This is a genomic window from Amycolatopsis sp. NPDC049159 (assembly GCF_040648295.1).
Lineage (GTDB): Bacteria > Actinomycetota > Actinomycetes > Mycobacteriales > Pseudonocardiaceae > Amycolatopsis > Amycolatopsis pretoriensis_A.
The window spans coordinates 65584-88589 of record NZ_JBEZDL010000002.1 but is presented as its reverse complement, the minus strand read 5'-3'; the positions used below and the strand labels follow the sequence as shown (position 1 = coordinate 88589).

Annotated in this window: 31 protein-coding genes; 15 read left to right on the top strand and 16 right to left on the bottom strand. The window is 71.6% G+C overall.

From position 1 onward, the window contains the following. Position 1: 1 nt before the first annotated feature. The 4 genes from AB0B33_RS03675 to hisF are packed head-to-tail and all read right to left on the bottom strand — an operon-like array spanning position 2 to position 1867. Complete coding sequence (locus tag AB0B33_RS03675; RefSeq protein ID WP_247012399.1) at positions 2-364, bottom strand: DUF1304 domain-containing protein; 363 nt, start codon at positions 362-364, stop codon at positions 2-4. Next, positions 361-723, bottom strand: a complete 363-nt coding sequence (hisI, locus tag AB0B33_RS03670; RefSeq protein WP_247012401.1) for a phosphoribosyl-AMP cyclohydrolase — start codon at positions 721-723, stop codon at positions 361-363. The genes AB0B33_RS03675 and hisI overlap by 4 nt, the downstream gene beginning before the upstream one ends. Continuing rightward, complete coding sequence (locus AB0B33_RS03665; protein WP_247012402.1) at positions 720-1097, bottom strand: hypothetical protein; 378 nt, start codon at positions 1095-1097, stop codon at positions 720-722. The genes hisI and AB0B33_RS03665 overlap by 4 nt, the downstream gene beginning before the upstream one ends. Then, on the bottom strand, positions 1094-1867 hold the full coding sequence (gene hisF / locus AB0B33_RS03660; RefSeq protein ID WP_247012404.1) for an imidazole glycerol phosphate synthase subunit HisF: 774 nt from the start codon (positions 1865-1867) through the stop codon (positions 1094-1096). Before hisF ends, AB0B33_RS03665 begins: the two co-directional genes overlap by 4 nt. A 38-nt stretch (positions 1868-1905) precedes the next feature. Between hisF and AB0B33_RS03655 the strand changes: the two genes are divergently transcribed. The 4 genes from AB0B33_RS03655 to AB0B33_RS03640 all read left to right on the top strand — a co-directional run bounded on the left by AB0B33_RS03655 (position 1906) and on the right by AB0B33_RS03640 (position 5996). Continuing rightward, the gene (locus AB0B33_RS03655) at positions 1906-2511 is read left to right on the top strand and encodes a TetR family transcriptional regulator (RefSeq protein ID WP_360766415.1); all 606 of its coding nucleotides are present in this window, start codon (positions 1906-1908) and stop codon (positions 2509-2511) included. A 34-nt stretch (positions 2512-2545) separates the two neighbouring features. Next, on the top strand, positions 2546-3115 hold the full coding sequence (locus AB0B33_RS03650) for a dihydrofolate reductase family protein (protein ID WP_360766411.1): 570 nt from the start codon (positions 2546-2548) through the stop codon (positions 3113-3115). A 71-nt stretch (positions 3116-3186) separates the two neighbouring features. Continuing rightward, on the top strand, positions 3187-4353 hold the full coding sequence (locus AB0B33_RS03645; protein WP_360767409.1) for a phytase: 1167 nt from the start codon (positions 3187-3189) through the stop codon (positions 4351-4353). Positions 4354-4502: 149 nt separating this feature from the next. Further along, positions 4503-5996: a right-handed parallel beta-helix repeat-containing protein gene (locus AB0B33_RS03640; RefSeq protein ID WP_247012411.1), complete on the top strand. Its 1494-nt coding sequence runs from the start codon at positions 4503-4505 to the stop codon at positions 5994-5996. Positions 5997-6066: 70 nt separating this feature from the next. Here the strand turns inward: AB0B33_RS03640 and AB0B33_RS03635 are convergent, their stop codons facing one another. After that, the gene (locus AB0B33_RS03635) at positions 6067-7668 is read right to left on the bottom strand and encodes a hypothetical protein (protein ID WP_360766408.1); all 1602 of its coding nucleotides are present in this window, start codon (positions 7666-7668) and stop codon (positions 6067-6069) included. Between the two features lie 311 nt (positions 7669-7979). On the opposite strand from AB0B33_RS03635, the gene AB0B33_RS03630 reads away from it, so the two are divergent. Beyond that, entirely contained in the window at positions 7980-8480 is a 501-nt protein-coding gene (locus AB0B33_RS03630; RefSeq protein ID WP_247012415.1) for a SigE family RNA polymerase sigma factor, read from the top strand. Continuing rightward, positions 8477-9448, top strand: a complete 972-nt coding sequence (locus AB0B33_RS03625; RefSeq protein WP_360766405.1) for a hypothetical protein — start codon at positions 8477-8479, stop codon at positions 9446-9448. The genes AB0B33_RS03630 and AB0B33_RS03625 overlap by 4 nt, the downstream gene beginning before the upstream one ends. Here AB0B33_RS03625 and AB0B33_RS03620 read toward each other — a convergent pair. Beyond that, positions 9438-10376: a hypothetical protein gene (locus tag AB0B33_RS03620; RefSeq protein WP_360766402.1), complete on the bottom strand. Its 939-nt coding sequence runs from the start codon at positions 10374-10376 to the stop codon at positions 9438-9440. The two genes, AB0B33_RS03625 and AB0B33_RS03620, sit on opposite strands and share 11 nt — an antisense overlap. Before the next feature lie 142 nt (positions 10377-10518). Between AB0B33_RS03620 and AB0B33_RS03615 the strand changes: the two genes are divergently transcribed. From AB0B33_RS03615 to AB0B33_RS03605, 3 genes are read left to right on the top strand one after another with little or no spacing between them, the layout of a single operon-like run. Then, a complete protein-coding gene (locus AB0B33_RS03615) occupies positions 10519-11232 on the top strand; it encodes an ABC transporter ATP-binding protein (protein WP_360766399.1) in 714 nt (237 codons plus the stop codon). Beyond that, the gene (locus tag AB0B33_RS03610) at positions 11229-11963 is read left to right on the top strand and encodes an ABC transporter permease (RefSeq protein ID WP_360766396.1); all 735 of its coding nucleotides are present in this window, start codon (positions 11229-11231) and stop codon (positions 11961-11963) included. The genes AB0B33_RS03615 and AB0B33_RS03610 overlap by 4 nt, the downstream gene beginning before the upstream one ends. Before the next feature lie 13 nt (positions 11964-11976). After that, complete coding sequence (locus AB0B33_RS03605) at positions 11977-12363, top strand: PPOX class F420-dependent oxidoreductase (RefSeq protein WP_360766393.1); 387 nt, start codon at positions 11977-11979, stop codon at positions 12361-12363. Here the strand turns inward: AB0B33_RS03605 and AB0B33_RS03600 are convergent. From AB0B33_RS03600 to AB0B33_RS03590, 3 genes are read right to left on the bottom strand one after another with little or no spacing between them, the layout of a single operon-like run. After that, complete coding sequence (locus AB0B33_RS03600; protein ID WP_247012427.1) at positions 12347-12823, bottom strand: GNAT family N-acetyltransferase; 477 nt, start codon at positions 12821-12823, stop codon at positions 12347-12349. The genes AB0B33_RS03605 and AB0B33_RS03600 overlap by 17 nt on opposite strands. Before the next feature lie 10 nt (positions 12824-12833). Then, positions 12834-13214 (bottom strand): DUF1330 domain-containing protein, encoded by a 381-nt coding sequence (locus AB0B33_RS03595; protein ID WP_360766390.1) that lies wholly within the window; start codon positions 13212-13214, stop codon positions 12834-12836. Positions 13215-13269: 55 nt separating this feature from the next. Beyond that, positions 13270-13863: a TetR family transcriptional regulator gene (locus tag AB0B33_RS03590; RefSeq protein WP_360766387.1), complete on the bottom strand. Its 594-nt coding sequence runs from the start codon at positions 13861-13863 to the stop codon at positions 13270-13272. Between the two features lie 139 nt (positions 13864-14002). Here AB0B33_RS03590 and AB0B33_RS03585 point away from each other — a divergent pair, with 139 nt between their 5' ends. After that, on the top strand, positions 14003-14320 hold the full coding sequence (locus AB0B33_RS03585; protein WP_360766384.1) for a hypothetical protein: 318 nt from the start codon (positions 14003-14005) through the stop codon (positions 14318-14320). A 10-nt stretch (positions 14321-14330) separates the two neighbouring features. Here the strand turns inward: AB0B33_RS03585 and priA are convergent, their stop codons facing one another. From priA to AB0B33_RS03570, 3 genes are read right to left on the bottom strand one after another with little or no spacing between them, the layout of a single operon-like run. Then, positions 14331-15068, bottom strand: a complete 738-nt coding sequence (gene priA / locus AB0B33_RS03580) for a bifunctional 1-(5-phosphoribosyl)-5-((5-phosphoribosylamino)methylideneamino)imidazole-4-carboxamide isomerase/phosphoribosylanthranilate isomerase PriA (RefSeq protein ID WP_360766381.1) — start codon at positions 15066-15068, stop codon at positions 14331-14333. 36 nt (positions 15069-15104) lie between these two features. Further along, positions 15105-15722: an imidazole glycerol phosphate synthase subunit HisH gene (hisH, locus tag AB0B33_RS03575; protein ID WP_360767406.1), complete on the bottom strand. Its 618-nt coding sequence runs from the start codon at positions 15720-15722 to the stop codon at positions 15105-15107. Positions 15723-15754: 32 nt separating this feature from the next. Next, a complete protein-coding gene (locus tag AB0B33_RS03570; RefSeq protein ID WP_360766378.1) occupies positions 15755-16609 on the bottom strand; it encodes a hypothetical protein in 855 nt (284 codons plus the stop codon). Positions 16610-16780: 171 nt separating this feature from the next. Here AB0B33_RS03570 and AB0B33_RS03565 point away from each other — a divergent pair, with 171 nt between their 5' ends. Genes AB0B33_RS03565 through AB0B33_RS03555 form a run of 3 tightly spaced genes read left to right on the top strand, consistent with a single transcriptional unit; the run spans position 16781 to position 18765 of the window. Continuing rightward, entirely contained in the window at positions 16781-16957 is a 177-nt protein-coding gene (locus AB0B33_RS03565) for a hypothetical protein (protein ID WP_247012435.1), read from the top strand. Positions 16958-17005: 48 nt separating this feature from the next. After that, positions 17006-18178, top strand: coding sequence for an acyl-CoA dehydrogenase family protein (locus tag AB0B33_RS03560; protein ID WP_247012437.1), 1173 nt, complete (start codon positions 17006-17008; stop codon positions 18176-18178). A 38-nt stretch (positions 18179-18216) separates the two neighbouring features. Further along, positions 18217-18765, top strand: coding sequence for an NIPSNAP family protein (locus tag AB0B33_RS03555; protein WP_360766375.1), 549 nt, complete (start codon positions 18217-18219; stop codon positions 18763-18765). Here AB0B33_RS03555 and AB0B33_RS03550 read toward each other — a convergent pair. The 3 genes from AB0B33_RS03550 to AB0B33_RS03540 are packed head-to-tail and all read right to left on the bottom strand — an operon-like array spanning position 18751 to position 20790. Continuing rightward, positions 18751-19179, bottom strand: a complete 429-nt coding sequence (locus AB0B33_RS03550; RefSeq protein WP_247012441.1) for an NUDIX hydrolase — start codon at positions 19177-19179, stop codon at positions 18751-18753. The two genes, AB0B33_RS03555 and AB0B33_RS03550, sit on opposite strands and share 15 nt — an antisense overlap. A gap of 21 nt (positions 19180-19200) precedes the next feature. Beyond that, positions 19201-20085, bottom strand: a complete 885-nt coding sequence (locus tag AB0B33_RS03545; RefSeq protein ID WP_360766372.1) for a transketolase — start codon at positions 20083-20085, stop codon at positions 19201-19203. Between the two features lie 12 nt (positions 20086-20097). Continuing rightward, positions 20098-20790: a thiamine pyrophosphate-dependent enzyme gene (locus tag AB0B33_RS03540; protein ID WP_360766369.1), complete on the bottom strand. Its 693-nt coding sequence runs from the start codon at positions 20788-20790 to the stop codon at positions 20098-20100. Positions 20791-20842: 52 nt separating this feature from the next. Between AB0B33_RS03540 and soxR the strand changes: the two genes are divergently transcribed. Both soxR and AB0B33_RS03530 read left to right on the top strand, forming a co-directional pair. Next, on the top strand, positions 20843-21304 hold the full coding sequence (soxR, locus tag AB0B33_RS03535; protein ID WP_247012447.1) for a redox-sensitive transcriptional activator SoxR: 462 nt from the start codon (positions 20843-20845) through the stop codon (positions 21302-21304). A 31-nt stretch (positions 21305-21335) separates the two neighbouring features. After that, a complete protein-coding gene (locus AB0B33_RS03530) occupies positions 21336-21884 on the top strand; it encodes an RNA 2'-phosphotransferase (RefSeq protein ID WP_360766366.1) in 549 nt (182 codons plus the stop codon). 394 nt (positions 21885-22278) lie between these two features. On the opposite strand, the gene AB0B33_RS03525 is transcribed toward AB0B33_RS03530, so the two are convergent. Further along, a complete protein-coding gene (locus AB0B33_RS03525) occupies positions 22279-22872 on the bottom strand; it encodes a TetR family transcriptional regulator (protein WP_360766363.1) in 594 nt (197 codons plus the stop codon). Between the last annotated feature and the right edge of the window lie 134 nt (positions 22873-23006).

Genomic DNA, 23006 nt, shown 5'->3' with positions numbered 1-23006 from the left:
CTCAGCGGGCGAGCAGCAGCGCGATCAGCGCCAGCGCGGCCGGCAGCACCTGCACGAACAGGATCCGCTTGCTCGCCGTCGCCGCGCCGTAGAGGCCCGCGACGATGACGCACACCAGGCCGTACAGCTTGAGCTGGAAGCCCGACGGGTCGCTCGCGATGAGCCCCCACACCAGCGCGAGCGCCAGGAAACCGTTGTACAGCCCCTGGTTCGCGGCGAGCGTCTTGCTCTCCTCCGCGAACTCCTTCGTGGTGCCGAAGGCGGCGCGGGCGCGCGGCGTGGTCCAGAGGAACATCTCCAGGACGACGATGTAGACGTGGATCAGGGCGACCAGCCCGACCAGGACGTCGGCGACGATTGTCACGCGTGCTCTTTCTCGTCGGCCAGGAGCAGCCGCTCCTCGGTGTCGAAACAGGTGTGCGTGCCGGTGTGACAGGCGGGGCCGGTCTGGTCGACGCGCAGCAGCACCGTATCGCCGTCGCAGTCGATGCGCACCTCGCGGACGTGCTGGTAGTGCCCGGACGTCTCGCCCTTGACCCACAGCTTGCCGCGGCTGCGCGACCAGTACGTGCCGCGGCGGGTGGCCAGGGTCGCGGCGAGGGCGTCGTCGTTCATCCAGGCCATCATCAGCACGTCCGAAGTGGCGTGCTCGACGACGACCGCGGCGATCAGGCCGTCGGCGGTGCGCTTGAGGCGCGCCGAAACGGCCGCGTCCAGGCTCATGCTTGCGCTCCCAGGATGTGCCGCTTGAGCGGCATCGAGTTCAGCAGGACGAACGCGTAGCCGTAGCCCGCGAAGGACAGACCGGAGAACAGCTTGTTCCACCACAGCGCCGCGCCGAGCAGCAGGAAGGCGTGCAGCAGCGCGAAAACCACAGTGACGACGAGGCCGCCGATGCGCGCGCTGCCCATCTTGTGCACCAGCCCGGTCGTCACGACGCCGCCGAGGATCAGCGCCAGCGCCGGCATCCGGTAGATCTCGAGCCCCGAACCGGCACCGAGCACCGGGATCAGGTCGAGCAGCGCCCACGCGACCGGCAGCCCGATCAGCAGGGCGGCGGTGACCTTCACCTCGACGGGTGCCTGCCACGACCTCATCGGACCTCGACCCCGCCGTCGCGCAGCGCGCCCTTGACGTCGCCGATCTTCAGCTGTCCGAAGTGGAACACGCTGGCCGCGAGCACCGCGTCGGCGCCGGTGCGCACCGCGGGCAGGAAGTGCTCGAGCGCGCCCGCTCCCCCGCTGGCGATCACCGGGACCCGCACGGCCTTGCGGACCAGCTCGATGAGCTCGAGGTCGAAGCCGTTCTTGGTGCCGTCGGCGTCCATGGAGTTCAGCAGGATCTCGCCGACGCCGAGCTCCTCGCCGCGCGCGGCCCACTCGACGGCGTCGATCCCGGTGCCGCGGCGGCCGCCGTGGGTGGTGACCTCGAAGCCGGACGCGGTCGGCTCGCCGCCTTCGGGGACGCGGCGCGCGTCGACCGAAAGCACGATGCACTGGGCGCCGAAGCGGCGTGAGGCCTCGTGGAGGAACTCGGGCCGGGCGATGGCGGCGGTGTTGATGCTCACCTTGTCCGCGCCGGTGCGCAGGAGCCGGTTGACGTCGTCGTTGGTGCGGACGCCGCCGCCGACGGTGAGCGGGATGAAGACCTGCTCGGCGGTGCGGCGGACCACGTCGTAGGTGGTTTCGCGGTCGCCGGAAGACGCCGTGACGTCGAGGAACGTCAGCTCGTCGGCCCCCTCGGCGTCGTAACGCCGGGCCAGCTCGACCGGGTCGCCGGCGTCGCGGAGGCCGGCGAAGTTGACACCCTTCACGACCCGGCCCGCGTCGACGTCGAGACAGGGGATCACCCGCACCGCGACAGACATGCGCACCAGCGTAGTCAAGGGGGTTCTAAGCTCGGGCAATGGCACGGGCGGGACGGCGGCCGGGACAGACGGAGACGCGCGAGAAGATCCTCGACGCGGCCCGCCACCGGTTCGCCGAGCTGGGCTACGACGGCGCGACGGTCCGCGGGATCGCCGCCGACGCGGGCGTCAACGCGGCCCTGCTGCACCACTTCTTCGGCAGCAAGCAGGCCCTCTTCGCGGCGGCGATGAACCTGCCGGTGAACCCGGCGTCCCTGGTCCCGGCGATCCTGGCCGGGCCGCGCGAAGGCGTCGGCGAACGGCTGGTGCGGGCCTTCCTGGCGGTGTGGGCGGCGCCGGAGGGGCGCACGCCGTTCATCGCGATGCTGCGCGCGGCGGCGACGAACGAGCAGGTCGCGGTGATGATGCGCCAGTTCATCGAGCGCACGGTGCTGGCCGAGGTGGCGCGGGCGCTGGACGTCCCGAAGATCCGCGTGACGGGGATCGCGGCGCAGATGATGGGGGTCGCGCTGCTGCGGTACGTCATCAAGCTGCCCCCGCTGGCCGGGGCGGACGACGAGGAGATCGTCGCGCTGCTGGCTCCGGTGGCGCAGTACTACCTGGATTCGCGCGACGGTGTCGAAACCCGCCCGGCGCCTTCGTAGTCAGGGTGAGAGTCCCCGACCCGAGGAGCGCACCATGACCGCCACCTACACCTTCGACGTCTTCATGAGCCTCGACGGCTTCGGTTCCCACACCGGCGACTGGGGCGGCTACTGGGGCAAGCAGGGCCCCGAGCTGCTCGAACGCCGCCTCGAGCTCTACCGCGAGGACCAGCGGATGGTCTTCGGGGCGGCCACGCACCGGCTGAACGCACAGCTGCTGTCGGCCGACCCGGCGGCGCTCGACCCGTGGGTGACCCGGATGCGGGACCTGCCGGCGACGGTGGTGTCGGCCACCCTGGACGGCCCGCTCGGCTGGCCGGACGCGACCGTCGTGGCCGGCGACGCCGTCGAGGTCGTCACCCGGCTGAAGGCGGAGTCGCCGGTGCCGTTGCGCTCGCACGGGAGCCTGTCGCTCAACCGGGCACTGCTGGCGGCGGGCCTGGTGGACCGCGTCCAGGTGACGGTGTTCCCGGTGCTCACCGGGCAGACCGGCGAGCGGCCGATCTTCGAGGGCGTGGCGGACCTCGACCTGGAGCTGCTGGAGAGCCGGACGCTCGACGGCGGCACGCAGGAGCTGATCTACCGCCCGGCGCTGCACGGGTGAACCCGGCATCCGCCGTTCACGTACCGGACACCCGATTCGTCTAATTTCCGCACGTGCGCAGACTCCTTCCGGTGGCCGTGGCCGCTGTCTCCCTGCTGTCCGCCGTCCCGGCTTCCGCAGCTCCGCGCGACCCCTCGCCGGTGGCCCAGACGCAGGCCTTCGTCGACGATCCCTCGGCGTCCCCGGCGAACGCCGACGCCGACGACCCGGCCATCTGGGTCCACCCGCACGACCCCTCGCGCAGCGTCGTGCTGGGGACGCTCAAGGAGGGCGGGCTCGCCGCGTTCGACCTGGACGCGCGCACGCTGCAGCTCGTCCCGGCCGGGCCGGGCGGGCGGTTCAACAACGTCGACGTCGTCGGGGACCTCGCCGTCGTCAGCGACCGGGGCCGGGACCTCGTCCGGGTGTACCGGATCGATCCGCGGGGCGCCGCCGCCGGGGCGGGCCTGCTGCGGGACGTCACCGAGCCGAACGCCCCGCGGGTGTTCCCGCAGTCCGCTGTGGACGAACAGCGGACCGCGTACGGCCTGGCCGCGGGGCGCGACCCGCGCACCGGCGTCCGGTGGGTGGCGGTGACCCGGCGGCACGAGACGCGGGTGGCGCTGCTGCGGCTGGCCGACCGGCCGGACGGCACCGTCGGCACGGCCCCGGTGGCCACCGTCGACCTGCCGTCGTCGTTCCGGCTGCCCGGCGGCGCGACGTGGTCGCCCTGCGAGGAGCCGGGCGAAGGGCCGCAGCTGGAGGGGTCGGTGTTCGACGGCCGGGTGCTCTACACCGCCCAGGAAGACGTCGGGATCTGGCGGATTCCGCTGACGTCCGGCGGCTTCGGGCGGCCCGAGCTGGTCGACCGCGTGCGCTCCTACGGTGTTCCCCAGCGCTGGGACGCCGAGCAGGAGGAGTGCGTCCCGGACGGCGCCGGCCCCGGCTTCGGCGGCCGGTGGCTGGAAGCCGACGCCGAAGGGCTGGCGGTGGCGAACGGGACGCTGTTCGCGTCGAGCCAGGGTGACTCGCGCTTCGTCGTCTACGGGCACCGCACGCGCGACCTCCGGATCGTCGCGGGCCGCGGCACGGATTCGGTCGAGCACTCCGACGGCTCGGCGATCACGACGGCGTCCCTCGGCCGCCGCTTCCCGCACGGCCTCCTGGTCGTCCACGACGGCGAACGCCGCCCGGCGGCCGGCGATCTCCCGACCACGGGCTTCGCTTTCGTCCGCCTCGAAGACGTCCTCCCCCGGTAACGGGCGGCCGAACACCGGATTTCTACCGACTGCCATTGTCCCGGATTTGTCCTGTTCTCGTTTCCGGTGATTGTTTTACCGCGGCCGGAAATCCGCAACTGTCCACTGATGGCGGTATCTACGGGATCGATTCTGCGTAGGTTCACGGCATGCCGCGCACCCATTCCGCGCTCGTTGTCCTGCTCGTCGCCGCCTCCGTTGTACCGGTTTTCGCGACCACCGCGCCCGCCGCCGCAGCAGCCGGAACAGGTGCCGTTTGTGACCACCAGCCCGCGCTCTACGCCCAGGCACCGCCGGGTGCCGTCACCGTCGACCTGGCCGTGGAGGGTGACCTCAGCGTCAAGACGCAGGCGTCGCCACCGGGGACCACCTTCTGGCTGCCGCCCGGCACCCACCGGCTGGCCTCCGACCAGTTCGGGCAGGTCATCCCCAAGGACGGCGACGTCTACCTCGGCGCGCCCGGCGCCGTGCTCGACGGCCGCGGCGTCAACCGCGCCGCCTTCACCCAGCAGGCCAAGGACGTCGTCATCCGCGGCCTGACCATCCAGAACTTCGTCGCGCCGCAGGACCAGGGCGTGGTCAACCACGACTCCGGCGAGCACTGGGTCATCGAGAACACCACGATCCAGCGCAACACCGGCGCCGCGCTGATGGCCGGCGTCCGGCAGGTGGTGCGGGCCAGCTGCCTGCGCGACAACGGCCAGTACGGGATGAACGCCTACCGCCCCGACAACGCGATCACCGGGCTGCTCGTCGAAGGCAACGAAATCACCGGGAACAACGTCGACGACTGGGAAACGCGCAGCCCCGGCTGCGGGTGCAGCGGCGGAATCAAGTTCTGGGCCGTCAACGGCGCCGACGTCCGCGGCAACTGGATCCACCACAACCACGGCGTCGGCCTGTGGGCGGACACCAACGACAACGATTTCCTGATCGAAGACAACGTCATGGAAGACAATGACTCCGAAGCGATCTTGTACGAGATCAGCTACAACGTCGTGATCCGCCACAACGCCATCCGCCGCAACAACGTGGTGGCCGGCAGCAGGCGCGCGTCCCGGGGAGACAACTTCCCGTCCGCGGCGGTGTACCTGTCGGAATCCGGTGGCGAACCCCGCGTGCCGGCCCGCACCGACATCATCGACATCTACGGCAACTCCTTCGAGGACAACTGGTCCGGCATCACGCTGTGGGAGAACGCCGACCGCTTCTGCAACAGCCCGGCGAACACGTCGACGGCGAGCTGCACCAAGCTCGTCCCGGACCGGACGCGGTGTTCGGCACCGGGCATCGAGTCCACGCCGCTGTTCGACGACTGCCGCTGGAAGACCCAGCGGGTCGAGATCCATTCCAACACCTTCCGCTTCGATCCCGCCCGGCCCGGCTGCGCCGGCCTGTGCGGCCGGATGGCCGTGCTGTCGAACTACGGCACCTACCCGGCGTGGTCCCCGTACCGGGGCACGCTCGTGCAGGAGGCGATCGCGCACGACCAGGACAACTACTGGTACAGCAACGACTACATCGGCCCGTGGGCGTTCGTCGCCGGGGACACCTCCCGCACCCTCACCGCGGACCAGTGGCAGAACGACCCGTGGAACCAGGACGACTGCGCCTCCTTCGACGGCGTGACCCCGTACTGCTGACCGGGTTCCCCGGCCGCCAGGCCGGCGGGGTCCCGGCGGCCCCGGGCGGGGTGGGCCGCCGGGACCCCGCTCACCAGAAGAAGATCCGGGGCAGGCTCACCCGGGGCGGTATCCGCGGTACCCGCGCGATCTCCGGGGGTACCGCGAACCGGTCCGGCAGGGTGAACCGGTCCGGCGAGGTGTAGCTGAACCTCCCCGGGTCGTACGAGTACGGCAGCCGGTAGTACTCCGGTGGCAGCAGGCGCAGGGGCTGAAGCTCCGGCAGCGTCAGGCGCAGCCGGCCCGACGGGTCGAGCGCCGGAGGTGGCGTCCGGGCCTGGATCACCTCCGTCACCTTCTGCCCCAGCTGGTCCGGGGCCGCCCGCAAGGTCGAAACCGACGCCTGGAACGCCCGCGCCGCTTCCTCGGCGCGGGGTGCCGCGGCCGCCACCGGCCGGCTCACGTCGGTGTGGTCGACCAGCGTCGTCGCCTCGCTCTCGACCGCCGCCGCGAAGTCGCGCGGGCTGCGCAGAGCGATCTCGGCCAGGCGGTCGTAGAGCGGGGACAGCTTGTCCTGCAAGGTCTTGTCGGCCGCCTCGGCGAAGGCCTGCACCAGCGGCTCCAGGATCGGGATCGCCTCGGTGATCGGCTTCGTCACCGCCACGATCCGCTCGGTCGCGACCTTTTCGACCTGCAGGGTCACCTTCTTGCGGCTGTCCGCGACCAGGTCGATCCCCGGTTCGGCCGGCCCGGCGCCGACGACCGCCCCGGCCGCCGCCACCTGCTCGGGCGTGATGCCGGGTGGCGCCTCCCGTGACCGCGCGCCGTCGACCCGCGCCTCGGGTGCGAGCGCCTCGACCTGCTTCCCGCGCTGCGTCTCGGCGCCGATCGCCTCGTCCACCGCCGGCAGCTTCACGTCGTACCCCGCCTTGGCGAACTCCGCACTGCCCCGCGCGGCCTCGACCAGGCCCGGCAGTTCCGTGCGCCGGACGGCGAGCGCGTCCCGGTACACCTTGGGCAAGGACGCTTCGACCTTGCCGTACAGCTTCCCCGCCACCCGCTGGGTCAGGTCCGCCTCGATCTTCCGCGTCACCTCGGCGTAGCCCTGCTGGGCGACCTTGAACTTCACCTGCAGGTCGGTGGCCGGCACGCCGAGCTGCATGCCGAACAGCGACAGCGCCGCCAGCGTGGCGAACCCGGCGGCCGCGGGACCGCTGTACTTCGTGTAGAAGTCCGCGGCCCGGCCGAGCCCGGCCGCGGTGTGCCCCCGCCAGCCGTCCGAGCGGCGCGCCAACAGCAGGCACGTCATCAGGTAGACGCCGATCAGCGCCGCGAACACCGAGAACTCGCTCAGCTTCAGGTTCTCGGAGAAGAACCGCGACACCGATTCGAAGAACCGTTGCAGGGAAATGAGCCAGCCGGTGCTCGACGTGTCCGCGAACCACTGCAGGTACGCCGACAGCCCCAGGTACGCCGTCGCGGCCACCCCGACCGGCACGAGGTACAGCACTCCGAACGCCGCCAGGTGGTACCGCAACCCCGAACCCTCGTCCGCGAACCGCCGCGTGTACCGGCGAAGACCCGCGACGAGCGCCCAGACCGCGCCCGCGAACACCGCGAACGGGCCGATCGCGAAGGCGGCCACGAGCACCGCCACGGCGGCCCCGCCGGCCGCCACCTTCCCCCTCGTCATCGCCCCTCCTCCAGGGTCGGCTTTCCTCCCGCTTCAAGGAAAGCACGCACCACCGACAGGTTTTGCCGAACGCCCGGACCGCCCCGGATCGGACCAGCGGAACCGGGAACGCACCGGAGCCGCCGGTCGCCCGGACCGGTGAACGCCGGCCCCGCCGCCGCCACCCGCTGCCCGAAAGCCGGAGCCAAGTGTGACCGCGACCACATCGTACTGGGCCGAACCGGTGAACTCGGCCGGGGAAAAATACTTTTCGCCCGCGTGCATCAACCCGGGCCCCTCGCGCGTCCAAGGGAGGAACGGAAGGGACGAGTGTGGACTTCGAAGAGTTCGTGGCGGAGCGGCTGGACGGCCTGCTCCGCTACGCCACCGTCCTGACGAACGACCCGCACCTGGCGCAGGACATCGTGCAAGACGTGCTGCTGCGCGCCCAGCAGCGGTGGGACGGCATCGACGCCCCGCCGTCCTACGTGCGGCGGATGATCACCAACGAGTACCTCTCGTGGCGACGGCGGGCGGTGCGGCGGATGGTGCCGAGCAGCCACGACGTCCTCGACGCGCTCGGCCCGCCCGAAGCCGACCCGGCCACCGCCTACGACGAGCGGGACGCGATGCTCGGCCTGCTCGCCACGCTGCCCCGCAAGCAGCGCGCGGCGATCGTGCTGCGGTACTACGAGAACTACTCCGACGCCGAGATCGCCGCGGTCCTGCGGTGCGGCGCGTCGACCGTGCGCAGCCAGATCTCCCGCGCGCTGGCCACCCTGCGCCAGGCCCCGAACCACCGCGCGGTACTCACCACCGGAGCTGGAGAATGACCCGCAGCGAGCACGACACCGAGACGCTGATCCGGGACAGCCTGGACCACCTCGCCGCCCGCGCCCCGGACGGCCGGGCGGTACGCGAAGCGCTGGCCCGCGACGGGCGCAAGCGGCAGCCGGCGACGAAGCTGGCCCTGGTCGCCGCGGCGGTCGTCGTGCTGGTCGCCGGGGTCTTCGTGGGCACGCGCGCGGTCACCGCCCCGGACGTCGTCCCGGCCGCCGGCGTTCCGGTGCTCGGCTACAGCCCGGAGTGGCTGCCGGACGGCTTCACCGAGCAGTACCGCGAAGGCGGCCCGGGCATCACCCCGCAGGTCCGGCGGTGGTCCGCCGGTCCCGCGGCGATCACGCTGTCGGCGTACTCCACCGCCGACCCCGAGTGGTCGCAGGTTGCGCTGCGGATCGCGTCGGTCCGCGACCAGGTCCTGGTGCACGGCCGGGTCGCCATGGTCACCGGCGACACCGAGACCGCCGCGCTGCTCACCTGGCTCGCCGACGACGACCACGTCCTGACCGCGCGGGTCGACGGGGTCCCGGACGCCCGCGCGGTGGCCCAGCGGATCGCCGACGAGGTCACCGCCCGGCCGGTCGGCGTCCGCGGCGAGCTGCGCTTCGGCGAGCTCCCGGCGGGACTGATCGAGCGGTCCGCCGCGGTCGAGGGCAGCGGCCCGGCCGACGGGAGCACCGAGCTGACCGCCGCCGACCCGGCGCGGCCGTCGGTGGCCGTCGTCCGCGTCACGGCGAGCGCGGGCTCCCCCGGCGTGCACGGCGCCGCCCCGGTGACCGTCCGCGGCGGCCAGGGGTTCTTCGTGGCCGGCCGGGAAGCGGTGGTCGCGGTGCGGCTGCCGTCCGGGCGCTGGCTGACGGTGTCGGGCGCGCGGCCGGAGGCGGAGCTGGTCGCCGTGGCGGACGGCGTCCGGCTCGACCCCGCACCCGACTACCGCTGGCTCGGGCGTCCTACCAGCTGATCATCGGGAACCAGATGAGCCCGAGCCTGCCGAGCACGCGGACGTCCCAGTACAGCAGCGTGAACGTGCCGCCGACGAGCAGCGCGGCCCCGGTCACCGTGGCGATCCGGGCCGGCTTCGCCGCCAGCCAGCGCTGCAGGCGCCCGCCGGTGGCGTAGGTCAGGATCAGGAACAGCACGGCCATGATCACGATGTTGCCGAGCGACTGCAGGGCGAACGCGGCGGCGCCGTAGAAGACGTTGTGCTGCTCGGCGGCGCTGCGGAACATGATCCGGAACAGCGGGTAGGGCCGCCCGATGAGGAACCCGCCGATGAGCGCGCCCATCAGGACGTGCGGGGCCGCCGGGTGCCGCCGGGTGAACGCGGCGAAGGGGTTGCGGAGGATGCCGAGCGCGATCAGGCCCAGCAGCAGGAAGATCAGGCCGACGACGCCGAACGCGATCATGGACTGGATGCTGCGGGGGCTCAGCCCGCTCGTCTGCGCGGTGGAGAACTGCGGCATGCCGGTGCCGACGAGGGCGACGACCACGCCGTAGGCGATCGAGACGGTGAGCATGCCCGCGGCGATCCAGCCGAGCGGCTTGAACGGGCTGCGCCGCTCGCCCGCCTGGCCGCCGACCAGCGGCGCGACCGCCCCGAACGCGGCGATGTTGCAGGCGGTGAACGAACCGGCGAGACCGGAGACGAACGCGAACAGCGTCCCGGCGAGGGCCCCGCTGATCGGCGTCGCCTTGGCGTCGTAGCCGAGGAGCCCGTTGGCGACGCTGTCCCCGATCACGGAGTCGACGAACGGCGCCGACCAGATGGCCGTCAGCGCGAAGCCGGCCAGGATCGCGACGAGGGCGATCGCGGCGCGGCGCACGGGATACGGTCCCTCGCCGAAGAACCCCGCCTGCGGGTGGACCGGTAGTTCCTGCTTGACGGCCATCGACATTCCCTCCAGTGGGCGCACCCCCGACCGATGAATCGTCGCAAACCAAGCCCTTGAAGCGCTTCTGCCGTCATGCCCCATCACGTTGCGCCGCCTGCACCCTTGACTCCGGAAACTCACCGGGCGCAGAATTAAACACATGACTAATTCTGCGCTCGCGGTCACCGGGCTCCGGGTCCGGCGCGGCGGCAGGCCCGTGGTGCGGGACGTGAGCTTCGAAGTGCCGCGCGGGTCGGTCACCGGGCTGCTGGGCCCGAGCGGCTGCGGCAAGACCACGCTGATGCGCGCGATCGTCGGCGTCCAGATCGTCGAGGGCGGCACGGTCACCGTGCTCGGCCTGCCCGCCGGCAGCCCGCCGCTGCGGCGGCGGATCGGTTACGCGACGCAGAACCCCGCGATCTACGCCGATCTCACCGTCCGCGAAGCGCTCAAGTACTTCGCCGCGGTGCTGCGCGCGCCGGTGTCCGATGTGGACCGTGTCATCGCCGAAGTCGGGCTGGCCGACCACGCCGGGAAGCTGGTCGGCTCGCTGTCGGGCGGCCAGCACAACCGCGCGAACCTCGCCGTCGCGCTGCTCGGCGCACCGGAGCTGCTGGTGCTCGACGAGCCGACCGTCGGGCTCGACCCGGTGCTGCGCGACGAACTGTGGGCGCTCTTCGGCCGGCTCGCCGACGGCGGCGCGACGCTGCTGGTGTCCAGCCACGTCATGGACGAAGCGGCCCGCTGCGACCGCCTCCTGCTCATGCGCGAAGGCGTCCTCCTCGCCGACGACGCGCCCCTCGCGCTGCGGGAACGCACCGGCGCCGCCGACCTCGAAGGCGCGTTCCTGAACCTCGTGCGGGCCGCGTCGTGAACCCCGCGCTGACGCTGGCCACCACCCGGCGCATCCTGACCCAGCTGCGGCACGACCCGCGCACCGTGGTGATGCTGGTCCTGGTGCCGACGCTGCTCATGGTGCTGCTGCGGTACGTGTTCAACTCGACGGCCGTCTTCAGCCGCGTCGCGCCCGCGCTGCTCGGGGTGTTCCCGTTCCTGATCATGTTCCTGATCGCGTCGATCACGACGTTGCGGGAACGGACCACGGCCACCCTCGAACGCCTGATGACGCTCCCCATCGGCCGGCTCGACCTGCTCTTCGGCTACGCGCTGGCGTTCGGCGCGATCGCCGTCGTGCAGGTCTCGCTCGCGGCCGGGGTTTCGCTGTGGTGGCTCGGCCTCGACCTGGCCGGTTCCGTGGGGATGCTGCTGCTGATCGCGGTCCTCGACGCGCTGCTCGGCATGGCGCTCGGGCTGTTCGTGAGCGCGTTCGCCCGCACGGAGTTCCAGGCGATCCAGTTCATGCCGGTGTTCGTGCTGCCGCAGATCCTGCTGTGCGGGCTGTTCGTCCCGCGCGACGACATGGGCTGGCTGCTGCGGTGGCTCTCCGAAGTGATGCCGCTCTCGTACGCGGTCGAAGCGCTGACGCGCGTCACGACGGCCGGCACGGTCGACGCGGTGATCCTGCGCAACCTCGTGGTCGTCGCCTGCTGCGCGCTGCTCGCCCTGGTCCTCGGCGCGGCGACGCTGCGGCGCCGGACGCCGTGACTACCGTGGGCGCATGGCCTCCGAAACCGACCGCCTCGCGGCCGAGCGCTACGTCGTCCTGACCACGTTCCGCCGCGACGGGCGCGCGGTGCCGACCCCGATCTGGGTGGCGGGCGACGCCGGCGAGCTCGTGCTGTGGTCGGAGCGGAAGGCGGGCAAGGTCAAGCGCATCCGCAACAGCGGCCGGGTCGAGGTCCAGGCCTGCGACCTGCGCGGGCAGAAGACGCACGGCGCCGTCGCCACCGGTCAGGCCCGGCTGCTGGACCTGGACGGGACCGAGCGGGTGCGCAAGGCGATCGCGCGCAAGTACGGCCTCGTCGGGCGCGTCACGATGTTCTTCTCCAAGCTGCGCGGCCCGGCCGACCGGACGGTCGGGATCGCGGTCAGGCTGGACGGCTGAAGCCGCGGAACCCGCGCCGCAGGTAGTTCGGCAGCGCGTTCGGGTGGTCGAGCGTCGAGGTGTGCAGCCAGACCCGGCGCGCACCGGGCACGGTCCAGGCGTCGGCGACGACGAGGGTGAGCGCGTACCCGCCGAGCCCTTTGCCGACGAACTCCGGCAGCAGCCCGAACGTGGTGATCTCGACGTCGTCCCGGCCCTGCGGCTCGAAATCGGCGACGCCGGCGACCTCGCCGCGGTACTCGATCAGCCGGTACCGCCGCCCGGGTTCGGCGAGCCACCGCGCCCAGCCGTCGTCCGAACGGGACGCACTGGGCCACTGGTACGGCGTGCCGACGCGGACGTGCAGCTCGCGGATCAGCGGCCCGGGCCCGGCGGCCCGCAGCGTGACACCGTCGACGGCCGGAGCCGGGTTGAGCTGGTCGGCGGCGGTCATTTCGAGCTGCGTGACGATCTCCTCCACCCGCGGCAACCTACGGGGCCGAGCCGGTGCTGTCAGCCGCTTTTCGGCTCACGGCGGCGGCTCGCAGCGCGGCTCCCATGGCGGCCGAATCGTGACCGGGACCGCACCCCTCGACGATGACCAGGTCACTGGGGATGTGGTCCGCGCGCAGCCGCAGGATCGCCCGGTAGGCGGGCGAGGCGTACCACTCGTGCGCCGCGGCGGTGCTCGGGAACCCGATGAGCACGAGCCCGCCCGGCCAGTCGCCCTCCATGACCTGGACGGGGGCGCCGTGCACGAGGAACTCACCACCGAAGGGGTCAAGCGTCGCCTGGATGCGTTCGAGGTACTCGAAGACCGCTTCGGGCAGTGCGGCGGGCGGGCGCAGGTGGGCGAGTCCGTAGGCGGTCATGGCAGTCCTTTCGTTGTCCTGACAGGATCCTCGCGCGCCCGCGGCGTGACGTCGATTACGTCGGAGGTAAGGCCGGCTGCCCGGCCAGCAAGCGGTCGACCAGGGCCTCGACGAGGTCGTGGCGTTGTTCGCCGGTGAAGAGATCAGGCAGCGTCAGGCGTTCCATGATCAGCCAGTTCAGCGCCAGCCACAGGAGGACGACTGTCGTGCCGTCGCCGGGCAGCCCGGTTTTCGTGTGGTAGCCGACGTTGAAGTCGACGTCTTCCCGGATGCGGCGGGTGAGCACGTCCCGCAGCTCGGGTCGGCGCGTGGCTTCCAGGCGCAGTTCCAGGAGCGCGAGAAAACCGGTGGGGAAGGCGGCAACGCGGTCCACGAGCGCGTGCATCAGCTCGGCGACGCGGGCCCGGTCCTTCGGCCCGGCCAGCCCGTCGGCGATGACGGCTTCGTCGACGAGCCGCTCGTAGACGCGTTCCCCGGCGCGCTTGAGGATCTCGTCACGGCCGGCGAAGTAGTTGGAGGTCGTGCCGACGGGGACGCCGGCTTGCTGGTCCACGGCACGGAAGGTGAGGCCACGCGCGCCTTCGGCGGCCAGGACCTCGATGGCGGCGTCGAGCAGTGCCGCACGCCGTTCGGGGTTGCGTCGGACCATGGCGTTGACACCACTCCAGTTGCGGTATCGGGGTAGCGAACCACTTCAGGCAAAGTACTACAACTGAGGCAGTTCGTGTCTGGTGCAGTCGGCGCGCGGATCGCCTGCTCGACGACGACCCGGTTGCTACTGTCCGGCCATGCCGCGTTTGAAGATCGAGGTGACCGTCCCGGAAAGTCACGTGGCCGCCGTGATCGACGCGCTCCACGAAGCGGGAGCGGGCCGGGTCGGCCAGTACGCGCGGTGTTCCAGCGTGTGGCAAGTGTCCGGAACCTGGCTGCCGTTGCCCGGCTCGGATCCGTACGACGGTCAGGTCGGCGTCGTGCAGCACGCCGAGGAATGCCGCGTCGAGTCGGTCTGCGACGTCGATCAGGCCCGCGCCGTCCAGCAGGCGGTCCGCGCCGCCCACCCGTACGAGGAAGCGGTCATCCGCTTCCTCCCGCTGCACGAACCGTGAGCCGTGGCGGCTAGACCTCCGCGACCGCGGCGAGCGCCTCCGGCAGCGTGAACGCGCCCGCGTACAACGCCTTCCCCACGATCGACCCCTCGACCCCGTCCGAAGCCAGCCCGGCCAGCGCGACCAGATCGGCCACGCTCGACACCCCACCCGAAGCGATCACCGGCGCATCCGTGCGCGCCACGACGTCCCGCAGCAGTTCGAGGTTCGGGCCGCGCAGCGTGCCGTCCTTGCTGACGTCGGTCACCACGTAGCGGGACGCGCCGTCGCGGTCGAGGCGCTCCAGGACCTCCCACAGGTCGCCGCCGTCCGAGGTCCAGCCGCGGGCCGAGAGGCGGTGGCCGGCGTCGGTGATACGGACGTCGAGGCCGATCGCGACGCGGTCGCCGTACTCGCCGATCACGCGCGCGGTCCACTGCGGGTCCTCGAGCGCGGCGGTGCCGAGGTTGACGCGGCGGGCGCCGGTGGCCAGCGCGGCCTTCAGCGACGCGTCGTCGCGGATGCCGCCGGAGAGCTCCACCTGGACGTCGAGCTTGCCGACGACCTCGGCGAGCAGCTCGCGGTTGCTGCCCTTGCCGAAGGCGGCGTCGAGGTCGACGAGGTGGATCCACTCGGCGCCGTCGCGCTGCCAGGCGAGCGCCGCCTCCAGCGGACTGCCGTAGGAGGTCTCGGTGCCGGCCTCGCCCTGGACGAGTCGCACGGCCTGGCCATCGGCCACATCAACGGCCGGAAGCAGCGTGAAAGTCACGCCGCTAACTCTAGGGCGGAGACCCCGGTCACCCGGTCAGAGGGTCGCGAGCCAGTTCGTCAGCAGCCGCGCGCCCGCGTCGCCGGACTTCTCCGGGTGGAACTGCGTGGCCCACAGCGGCCCGTTCTCGACCGCCGCGACGAAGTCGTCGCCGTGGTTCGCCCAGGTGACCTTGGGTTCCTGGCCGGGCAGGCCGTCGAGCTCCCACTTGCGGGCGGCGTAGGAGTGCACGAAGTAGAACCGCTCGTCCGGGTCGAGGCCGGCGAACAGCTGCGAGTCCGCGGGCGCGCGCACGGTGTTCCAGCCCATGTGCGGCAGGACGTCGGCGTTGAGCCGGTCGACGACACCCGGCCACTCCCCCGTGCCCTCGGTCTCCTCGCCGTGCTCGACGCCGCGCGAAAAGAGGATCTGCATGCCGACGCAGATGCCGAGCACGGGGCGGCCGCCGGCGAGGCGCTTGCCGATGATCCGCTCGCCCTTGACCTCGAGCAGCCCGGCCATGCACGCCGAGTACGCGCCGACGCCGGGCACGACCAGGCCGTCGGCCTCGATCGCGGCATGCGGGTCGGCGGTGACCTCGACTTCGGCCCCGGCGCGCGCCACAGCGCGTTCGGCGGAGCGGAGGTTGCCGGAACCGTAGTCGAGGATCACCACACGAGACACGCCACCCAGCGTAGCCGGAGGGCTCAGCGGCGCTCGAAGGAATAGACGTCCGTCACGGTGTTGCACGGCGACGGCGGCACGACCTCGACGCGCAGCACGCCGGCGTCGTAGTCCACGCCCTCCGGGGTGAACGTGCCGGTGCAGGTGCTGACCAGCGGAACCTGCTGGATTTCCCGCACCTTCGCCGTCAGGTCGTGGCCGTTCAGGGGCCGCGGCAGGTCGATCTGCAGGAGCTGCAGGTTCGTCGGGTACAGGTCGTTGTACGGGTCGCTGGTGGCGCAGATCAGCCGCGTCGGGCTGACGAAGTCGCAGCCCTGGGCACTGCGGACGTGGTGGTCGAGGTGGATGCGGGCGGCGATCGGGAGGTCGCCGGCGGTCTTCGGGCCGCTCGGGTTGAGGAACGGCGTCGGCGAGACGTAGAGGCGGTCGATCTCGCCGAGCGGGCCCGAGACCAGCCACTGACCGTCCGGGGTGGCCGCGACCTGGGCGTTCGCGTTGGCCGCGGGCTCGTCGGGGGCGAGCGGGTGGACGAACTCCGTCGTGCTGCCGTCGGGCTTGGTGACCAGGTACATCTTCTTGACCGGCGCCGGGGTGACGGTGTCCTGGTAGACGTCGAAGACGTAGCCGCGCAGCGAGTCCGGGTCGCCGACGTGACCCCAGCCCTCGTCCTTCAGCGGCTGCGGGATGGTGGCACCGTTGCGGTAGACGACCTCGGGCGCGTGGCCGGGCAGGCGCAGCGTGGTGAGGCCTTCGCCGCTGACGCGGTTTTCGGCGGTCGTGTGCCCCACCTGGCGCCAGCCGGTTTCGTGGGCGGTGGCGACGCCGGTCGCCGCGAGCAGGGCGGCGGTGGTGAGGGTGAGCAGACTGGCCGCGCGCATGGGCGCTCCTCGGGAGTAGAGGCCTTGGCGGCGGCGACGCGATTCTGCCATGGCGGGGTGACCGGCCGGAAGAAATCCGGGCGAGGACGTTTCACCGTCCCGCCGACTGGGTATTACGCAACCCGATCGTGTGGCTTCCGCCCCGCACGACCGGACGCCAGGGAGGCGAAGATGGCCGAGGACGACGTGCTGTCGCAGATGCTGAACGCCTGGCGCGACGACATCGACAGCGTGCCATTCCCGCAGTTCAGCGAGCTGCTCATCCCCCGGCAGCAGACCCGCCCGCGCCGTTCGCCGTCCGCGTCTGCTGTCCGCGTGACGAACGCCACGCGGAGGACAGACGCCTGACTGTGGTTTCCTGCGAGGGCCGCATCGACGCGTCCCCCGGGAGCCCTCATGAGCCGCACCCCTGATCCGCACGACTTCCTCGACCTCGACGCCGGGCTCGCCGAAGAGGAACGCGCCATCCGCGACGCCGTGCGCGCGTATGCGAAGGACAACCTGCTCGACCACATCGCCGACTGGTACGAAACGGGCGCGCTCCCGGCGGCCGAACTGGCCAAGGGCTTCGGGTCGCTGGGCCTGCTCGGCATGCACCTGGAGGGCTACGGCTGCGCCGGGACCAGCGCGGTCGCGTACGGCATCGCGTGCCGCGAGCTCGAAGCCGTCGACTCCGGGCTGCGCAGCTTCGTGTCGGTGCAGGGCTCGCTGGCGATGTACGCGATCCACAAGTGGGGCAGCGAAGAGCACCGGCAGGAGTGGCTGCCGCGGATGGCCACCGGCGACGCGCTGGGCTGCTTCGGGCTGACCGAGCCGGACGCGGGCAGCGACCCGGGCTCGATGCGGACCCGCGCGGTGCGCGACGGCTCCGACTGGGTGCTGTCGGGTACGAAGATGTGGATCACCAACGGGACCGTCGCCGACGTCGCGGTCGTCTGGGCGCAGACCGACGACGGCGTCCGCGGCTTCGTCGTCCCGACGTCGACGCCGGGCTTCACCGCGAACGAGGTCAAGCACAAGCTGTCGCTGCGGGCGTCGCTGACCGCGGAACTGGTGCTGGACGGCGTGCGGCTGCCCGGCTCGGCGGCGTTCCCCGAGGTCCGCGGGCTGCGCGGACCGCTTTCCTGCCTGAACGAAGCCCGCTACGGCATCCTCTTCGGCGTCGTCGGCGCGGCGCGGGCGTGCTACGAAGCCGCGCTGGAGTACACGCTTTCGCGCTCGCAGTTCGGCAAGCCGCTGGCCGGGTTCCAGCTGACCCAGCGCAAGCTCGCCGACCTGCTCGTCGAGGTGAACCGCACCGGGCTGGTGGCGCTGCAGATCGGGCGGCTCAAGGACGCCGGGACGCTGCACCACAACCACGTCAGTTTCGGGAAGATGGCGAACGTCCGGTCGGCCCTCGACGCGGCGCGCACGGCCCGTTCGATGCTCGGCGCCAACGGGATTTCGCTGGAGTACCCGGTGATGCGGCACATGGCGAACCTCGAGACGGTGCTGACGTACGAAGGCACCGAGGAGATGCACGCACTGTCACTCGGTCAGGCGATCACGGGGCTCGCGGCCTTCCGCTGATCCGTTTTTTGTCGGTGGTGGCCGCTAGCTTCGGCGGCATGACCTTCACCGACTTCGAAACCGTCATCGAGCTCCGCCGCTACACCCTGCACCCGGGGCGGCGCGACGAGCTCATCGAGCTGTTCGAGCGCGAGTTCGTCGAGCCCCAGGAGGCGGCGGGCGCGCACCTGTTCGGCATGTTCCGCGAGCGCGCGTCGCCGGACAAGTTCGTGTGGCTGCGCGGGTTCCCCTCCATGGCGGCGCGCAAAGCTGCGCTGGAGGAGTTCTACTTCGGCCCGGTGTGGAAGGAGCACCGGGAGGCGGCGAACGCGACGATGATCGACTCCGACGACGTGCTGCTGCTGCGGCCGGTCCGGCGCGGGCTTTCCGCTCCCCCACCGGGTTCCGGCCTGCACGTCGCGATCTCTCCGCCGGCTTCGCCACCGGATTCCGCGTTCGCGGCGTTCGAGACCGAGCCGTCGGAGAACACCTTTCCGCAGTTGCCGGTCCGCGCGGACGGCCCGTTCTCGGTGTGGTTCAGCCGGACGCCGCTCGGTGCCGGCGTGGAGCTGGCGTTGGAGGCGACTTCGCGGTCACTGATCCGCTGAGAGGAGTTCGAGGAGCCCCATCGGGTAGAGGATCTTGCGGCCGTCACGGAAGTCCGCGAGGTCGACCCAGCGCGCGGTGGCGGGGTCGTCGAGGATCTTCATCTCTTCGCGTTCGTAGAAGGCGGGGTCGGTGAACTCGGCGGCGTAGAGGAAGGCGATCTCGTGGCCGGGCCTGCCCTGCCAGGTGAAGATGTTTTCGAGCACGCCGACCCGCTTGCCGACGAGGAGCTCGGCGCCGAGCTCCTCGACGAACTCCCGGCGAAGGGCGTCCTTGCCGCTTTCGCCGAACTCGATCCCGCCCCCGAGCGGCCGGCAGTACGTCTCGCCTTTGACGTCGTCGCGTCCTTCGAACACGAGCAGCGCGTCGCCGCGCCACACCAGCCCGAGCGCGAGCGGCCTGATCCGGAACCCCATGGGGCCACGCTAGCGGCCCCGCTACCCCTGGAGGAAATCTTTGATCGACAACGCCAGTGAGCCCGCGTCGAGACCGTGGGCCAGGTCGTGGTCCGCGATGCCGCCGTAGGTCCGGACTTCGGTGTCCCGGCGGACACCGAGCGACCGCAACCGGTGCGGCACGTCGGAAAGAGCTTCCGCGACCCAGTGCGCGGACGTCCCGGCCAGGTACGGCTCGACCAGGACCACGTCCGGTGCGGCGGCCAGCGCGGCGGCGCGCAGGCCCGCGGCGTCGAACGGGCGGATCGTCGAGGCGTAGAGCACCGTGACGTCGAGGCCCGCCGTCGCGCGCAGGACGCGGTCCAGCACCGGGCCGACGGCCACCACGACGCCGCGTGCGCCCTCGCGCAGGCGCGTGAAGCCGACTCCGAGGTGCGGTGACACGTTCTCCTGGGCCGAAAGGCGCAGGTAGATCCGGCCGTCACCGGGGATCGACTCGAGCAGCAGCCGGCGTGCCTCGTCCGGGTGGCCCGGTACGTGCACGGTCCAGCCCGGGAGCGAGTCGATGAGCGCGACGTCGCCCGGGGACTGGTGCGTGCGCCCTTCCGCGGCCATGTCGTAGGAGGCGCCGTAGGACACGAGGACGCCACCGGCCTCCTGGTGGGAGAAGTCGAGCTTGATCTGCTCGAACGCGCGCTCCACCAGGAACGACGGGAACGTGTGCACGATCGGCCGCAGCCCGGCGAGCGCCAGCCCGGCGCCCGCGCTGACCAGCAGCTGCTCGCGGATCCCGACGTTGATCACCCGGTCCGGGTGGCGCCGCGCGGCGCCCGCGAGCTGGGCGGCCGAGATGTCGGCGAGCACGACGGCGACGTCCGGGTCCGCGTCGAGGATCTCTTCGGTGGTGCTCAAAAACGCTTCGCGCATCGACGACACGGGTCAGCCCTTCGGTTCGACGACGGCGACCACCGCGAGCGGGCGGCCGGGGTGGGCGGTGGTGAAGGCGTCGTACAGCGCGTCGTGGTCGCGGCCGGACACCTCACGGGTCTCCCAGCCTTCGACGGCGAAGCGCCGGGCGATCCCGCCCGGCCAGCCGCGCGAGGAGGACTGGTTGTCGATCACCACCGTGGTCAGGTTTTCCAGGCCGGCGCGCGCCGCGACGACGATCGCCTCGTGGTTCGAGCCTTCGTCGAGCTCGGCGTCGCCGACGAGCGTCACGACCTTCGACGCCGTCAGGCCGCGGGCCCGCAGGCCGAGCGCGGTGCCGAACGCGATCGGCAGGCCGTGGCCGAGGGATCCGCTGGAGATCTCGACACCGGGCACCCGCCGCCGGTCGGGGTGGTGGCCGAGCCGGGAGACGGGGTCGGACCAGGTCGGGAGCTCCGCCTCGGCGATGAAGCCCTTCGCGGTGAGCACGGCGTAGTACGCCATCGGGCCGTGTCCTTTGGACAGCAGGAAGCGGTCGCGGCCGGGCTCGCGGAAGTTTTCGGGCGTGACGTCGAGGACGCGGTCGTAGAGCACCCACAGGACGTCCACAGTGGACTCCGCGGCGGCGCTGTGCTTGTCGTCGCCGGTCATCAGCGAGATCAGCCGTGGCAGGTCGGCGTAACCCGGTTCGGTCGCAGTGGTCATGACCCGACGATGCAACCTCGACTAAACTCGAAGTCAAGGATAGCCTGAGCAGGTGACGAGGCTCGCTGAACATCTCAGCATCGGACAGGTGGCGGAACGCAGCGGGGTGCCGCACACGGCACTGCGGTTCTACGAGGAGAAGGGGCTGATCAGCTCGGAGCGGTCGGCGGGCAACCAGCGCCGCTACCCGCGTTCGGTGCTGCGCCGGATCGCGTTCATCCGCGCCGCGCAACGGGTCGGGCTGTCCCTGGAGGACATCAGTGCGGCACTGGCGTCCCTGCCCGAAGACCACGCGCCGACGAAGGCCGACTGGGCGCGCCTGTCGCGCGACTGGCAGCACGAGCTCGACGCACGCATCGACGCCCTGCAACGCCTCCGCGACCGCCTGACGGGCTGCGTCGGCTGCGGCTGCCTGTCCCTGCGCAGCTGCGCGCTCTACAACAACGACGACGAGCTGTCCCGCCACGGCCCAGGCGCAAGCAAACTCCGCCCAGCGATCGAGGGCGGCATTTAACCGCTTGCCCTCGGCGGGATCCTGGAAAGGAATGAACGAAAAGCACCGAACCCGCATCTCGAAGCGACTCGCCCGCCACCTCCGCCACGACCCGGCAGCCCTCGGCCTCACCCTCTCCCCGGACGGCTGGGTGAGCGTCGAGACCCTTCTCGACGCCCTGCGCGCAAACGGTTTCGCGGTCACCCGTGCCCAACTCGACGAGGTCGTCGAGACGAACAACAAGCGCCGCTTCGCCTTCGACGAAACAGGCACCCGCATCCGCGCGAGCCAGGGCCACAGCATCACGGTGGACCTGGGCCTGCCCAACGCAACCCCACCACCGGTCCTGTACCACGGAACGGTGTCGAAGTTCCTCGACGCAATCTTCCACGAGGGCCTCCGCCCGATGAACCGCCACGCGGTCCACCTGTCCGCAACGACGGACACGGCCCGCACAGTGGCGGCCCGCCACGGAAAGCCGGTAATCCTGCGGGTGGACGCGGCCACTATGGCGAACGCGGGCCACAAGTTCCAGGTAAGCGCCAACGGAGTCTGGCTGACGGCAGCGGTCCCACCGCAACACCTCACCCGCCTCGACTGAGCACGAGCCGACCGACCGCAAGTCGCCCACCCGCGCGCCGGCCGCACGCAAGTCAGCCGCCCGCGGGCAAGCCGCCCGGCCAGACGCAAGCCGCTGCCCCGTGCACCGGCCACATACAAGTCAGCCGCCGCCGCGCGGACCGCCGCCCCACAGATCGGCTGCCGCCGCACGAGCCGCCGCCCCCACCCAAGTGGACCGTCACCGCGCGAGCAGCCGGCCGCACACAAGTCGCCGCCCCGCGTACCGGTCACCGCCCAGACGCAAGTGCCCACCGCACCAGTCACCGGCCACAGGCAAGTCCCCCACCTCGCGTCCGGCCAGCCAGACACAAGTCGCCGCGCCGGCCGCCGCCCCACGCGAGTCGGCCGCCCAGGCGCACGAACCTTCGCTCAGCTCAAAGAGACGGCACCGCACCCGCTGTCCGGCGGCGCGGGCGCCCGAGCAACCTCCGGCCCACGTCCAGCAACTCCGTGCGCAGCTCGTCGTCACCCATGCGGGCCAGATCCGGGGACCCGCCCGCCATCGCGATGCCCGTCAACGTCACCATCGCGTTCACCCGCGCCGTCGCGTCCGGGTCCGGGCCCGCCAAAATGCCCAGCAGGGCCTGGCCGAAGCCCTCCATCCCGCCGTGGGCGGACTTCTCGATCGCGCGGATCAGGCCCGGGTCGCTCGAAAACAGCGCCACCAGCGCCCGGTGGCGGATCACCAGGTCGATGAACCCCTCCAGCAGCAAGTCCACCTGCGCGCCCCGGCGTTTCTGGGCCGCCGCTCGCAGCACCAGCTCGTCCAGGTCTCGCACGCCCGGCTCGGCGACCGCCTCGGTGATCTCCGCCTTCGTCTTGAAGTGGTAGTAGACCGCGGCCTTCGTGATCCCCAGCGCGTCGGCGATCATCTGCAGCGACGTGCCCTCGACCCCGTGTTCGCTGAACAAGCGCAGCGCGGTCTGCAGCAGTCGGGTCCGGGTGTCCTCGGCCGGGCCGGCGGTCATTCTTCCTCCTCAGCGAGCCGTCGGAGCGTACGTCACTCCCTGTCGATCGGCAAACTCGCTTACTAGCCGATCGGCTGGGATAAACCTTGCTGTTCGGCAAGTCACATACTTGCCGATCGGCTTGGACGCATCCT

What these genes read in the sequence shown, in the direction of transcription:
- AB0B33_RS03545 (WP_360766372.1), bottom strand. Translation starts at nt 20,085, where the DNA reads ATGCGCGAAGCGTTTTTGAGCACCACCGAAGAGATCCTCGACGCGGAC.
- hisI (WP_247012401.1), bottom strand. Translation starts at nt 723, where the DNA reads ATGAGCCTGGACGCGGCCGTTTCGGCGCGCCTCAAGCGCACCGCCGAC.
- AB0B33_RS03550 (WP_247012441.1), bottom strand. Translation starts at nt 19,179, where the DNA reads ATGGGGTTCCGGATCAGGCCGCTCGCGCTCGGGCTGGTGTGGCGCGGC.
- AB0B33_RS03635 (WP_360766408.1), bottom strand. Translation starts at nt 7,668, where the DNA reads ATGACGAGGGGGAAGGTGGCGGCCGGCGGGGCCGCCGTGGCGGTGCTC.
- AB0B33_RS03620 (WP_360766402.1), bottom strand. Translation starts at nt 10,376, where the DNA reads ATGGCCGTCAAGCAGGAACTACCGGTCCACCCGCAGGCGGGGTTCTTC.
- AB0B33_RS03640 (WP_247012411.1), top strand. Translation starts at nt 4,503, where the DNA reads ATGCCGCGCACCCATTCCGCGCTCGTTGTCCTGCTCGTCGCCGCCTCC.
- AB0B33_RS03540 (WP_360766369.1), bottom strand. Translation starts at nt 20,790, where the DNA reads ATGACCACTGCGACCGAACCGGGTTACGCCGACCTGCCACGGCTGATC.
- AB0B33_RS03555 (WP_360766375.1), top strand. Translation starts at nt 18,217, where the DNA reads ATGACCTTCACCGACTTCGAAACCGTCATCGAGCTCCGCCGCTACACC.
- AB0B33_RS03615 (WP_360766399.1), top strand. Translation starts at nt 10,519, where the DNA reads ATGACTAATTCTGCGCTCGCGGTCACCGGGCTCCGGGTCCGGCGCGGC.
- AB0B33_RS03650 (WP_360766411.1), top strand. Translation starts at nt 2,546, where the DNA reads ATGACCGCCACCTACACCTTCGACGTCTTCATGAGCCTCGACGGCTTC.
- AB0B33_RS03605 (WP_360766393.1), top strand. Translation starts at nt 11,977, where the DNA reads ATGGCCTCCGAAACCGACCGCCTCGCGGCCGAGCGCTACGTCGTCCTG.
- AB0B33_RS03595 (WP_360766390.1), bottom strand. Translation starts at nt 13,214, where the DNA reads ATGACCGCCTACGGACTCGCCCACCTGCGCCCGCCCGCCGCACTGCCC.
- AB0B33_RS03655 (WP_360766415.1), top strand. Translation starts at nt 1,906, where the DNA reads ATGGCACGGGCGGGACGGCGGCCGGGACAGACGGAGACGCGCGAGAAG.
- AB0B33_RS03530 (WP_360766366.1), top strand. Translation starts at nt 21,336, where the DNA reads ATGAACGAAAAGCACCGAACCCGCATCTCGAAGCGACTCGCCCGCCAC.
- AB0B33_RS03525 (WP_360766363.1), bottom strand. Translation starts at nt 22,872, where the DNA reads ATGACCGCCGGCCCGGCCGAGGACACCCGGACCCGACTGCTGCAGACC.
- AB0B33_RS03560 (WP_247012437.1), top strand. Translation starts at nt 17,006, where the DNA reads ATGAGCCGCACCCCTGATCCGCACGACTTCCTCGACCTCGACGCCGGG.
- AB0B33_RS03565 (WP_247012435.1), top strand. Translation starts at nt 16,781, where the DNA reads ATGGCCGAGGACGACGTGCTGTCGCAGATGCTGAACGCCTGGCGCGAC.
- AB0B33_RS03585 (WP_360766384.1), top strand. Translation starts at nt 14,003, where the DNA reads ATGCCGCGTTTGAAGATCGAGGTGACCGTCCCGGAAAGTCACGTGGCC.
- AB0B33_RS03570 (WP_360766378.1), bottom strand. Translation starts at nt 16,609, where the DNA reads ATGCGCGCGGCCAGTCTGCTCACCCTCACCACCGCCGCCCTGCTCGCG.
- hisF (WP_247012404.1), bottom strand. Translation starts at nt 1,867, where the DNA reads ATGTCTGTCGCGGTGCGGGTGATCCCCTGTCTCGACGTCGACGCGGGC.
- AB0B33_RS03590 (WP_360766387.1), bottom strand. Translation starts at nt 13,863, where the DNA reads ATGGTCCGACGCAACCCCGAACGGCGTGCGGCACTGCTCGACGCCGCC.
- AB0B33_RS03665 (WP_247012402.1), bottom strand. Translation starts at nt 1,097, where the DNA reads ATGAGGTCGTGGCAGGCACCCGTCGAGGTGAAGGTCACCGCCGCCCTG.
- AB0B33_RS03625 (WP_360766405.1), top strand. Translation starts at nt 8,477, where the DNA reads ATGACCCGCAGCGAGCACGACACCGAGACGCTGATCCGGGACAGCCTG.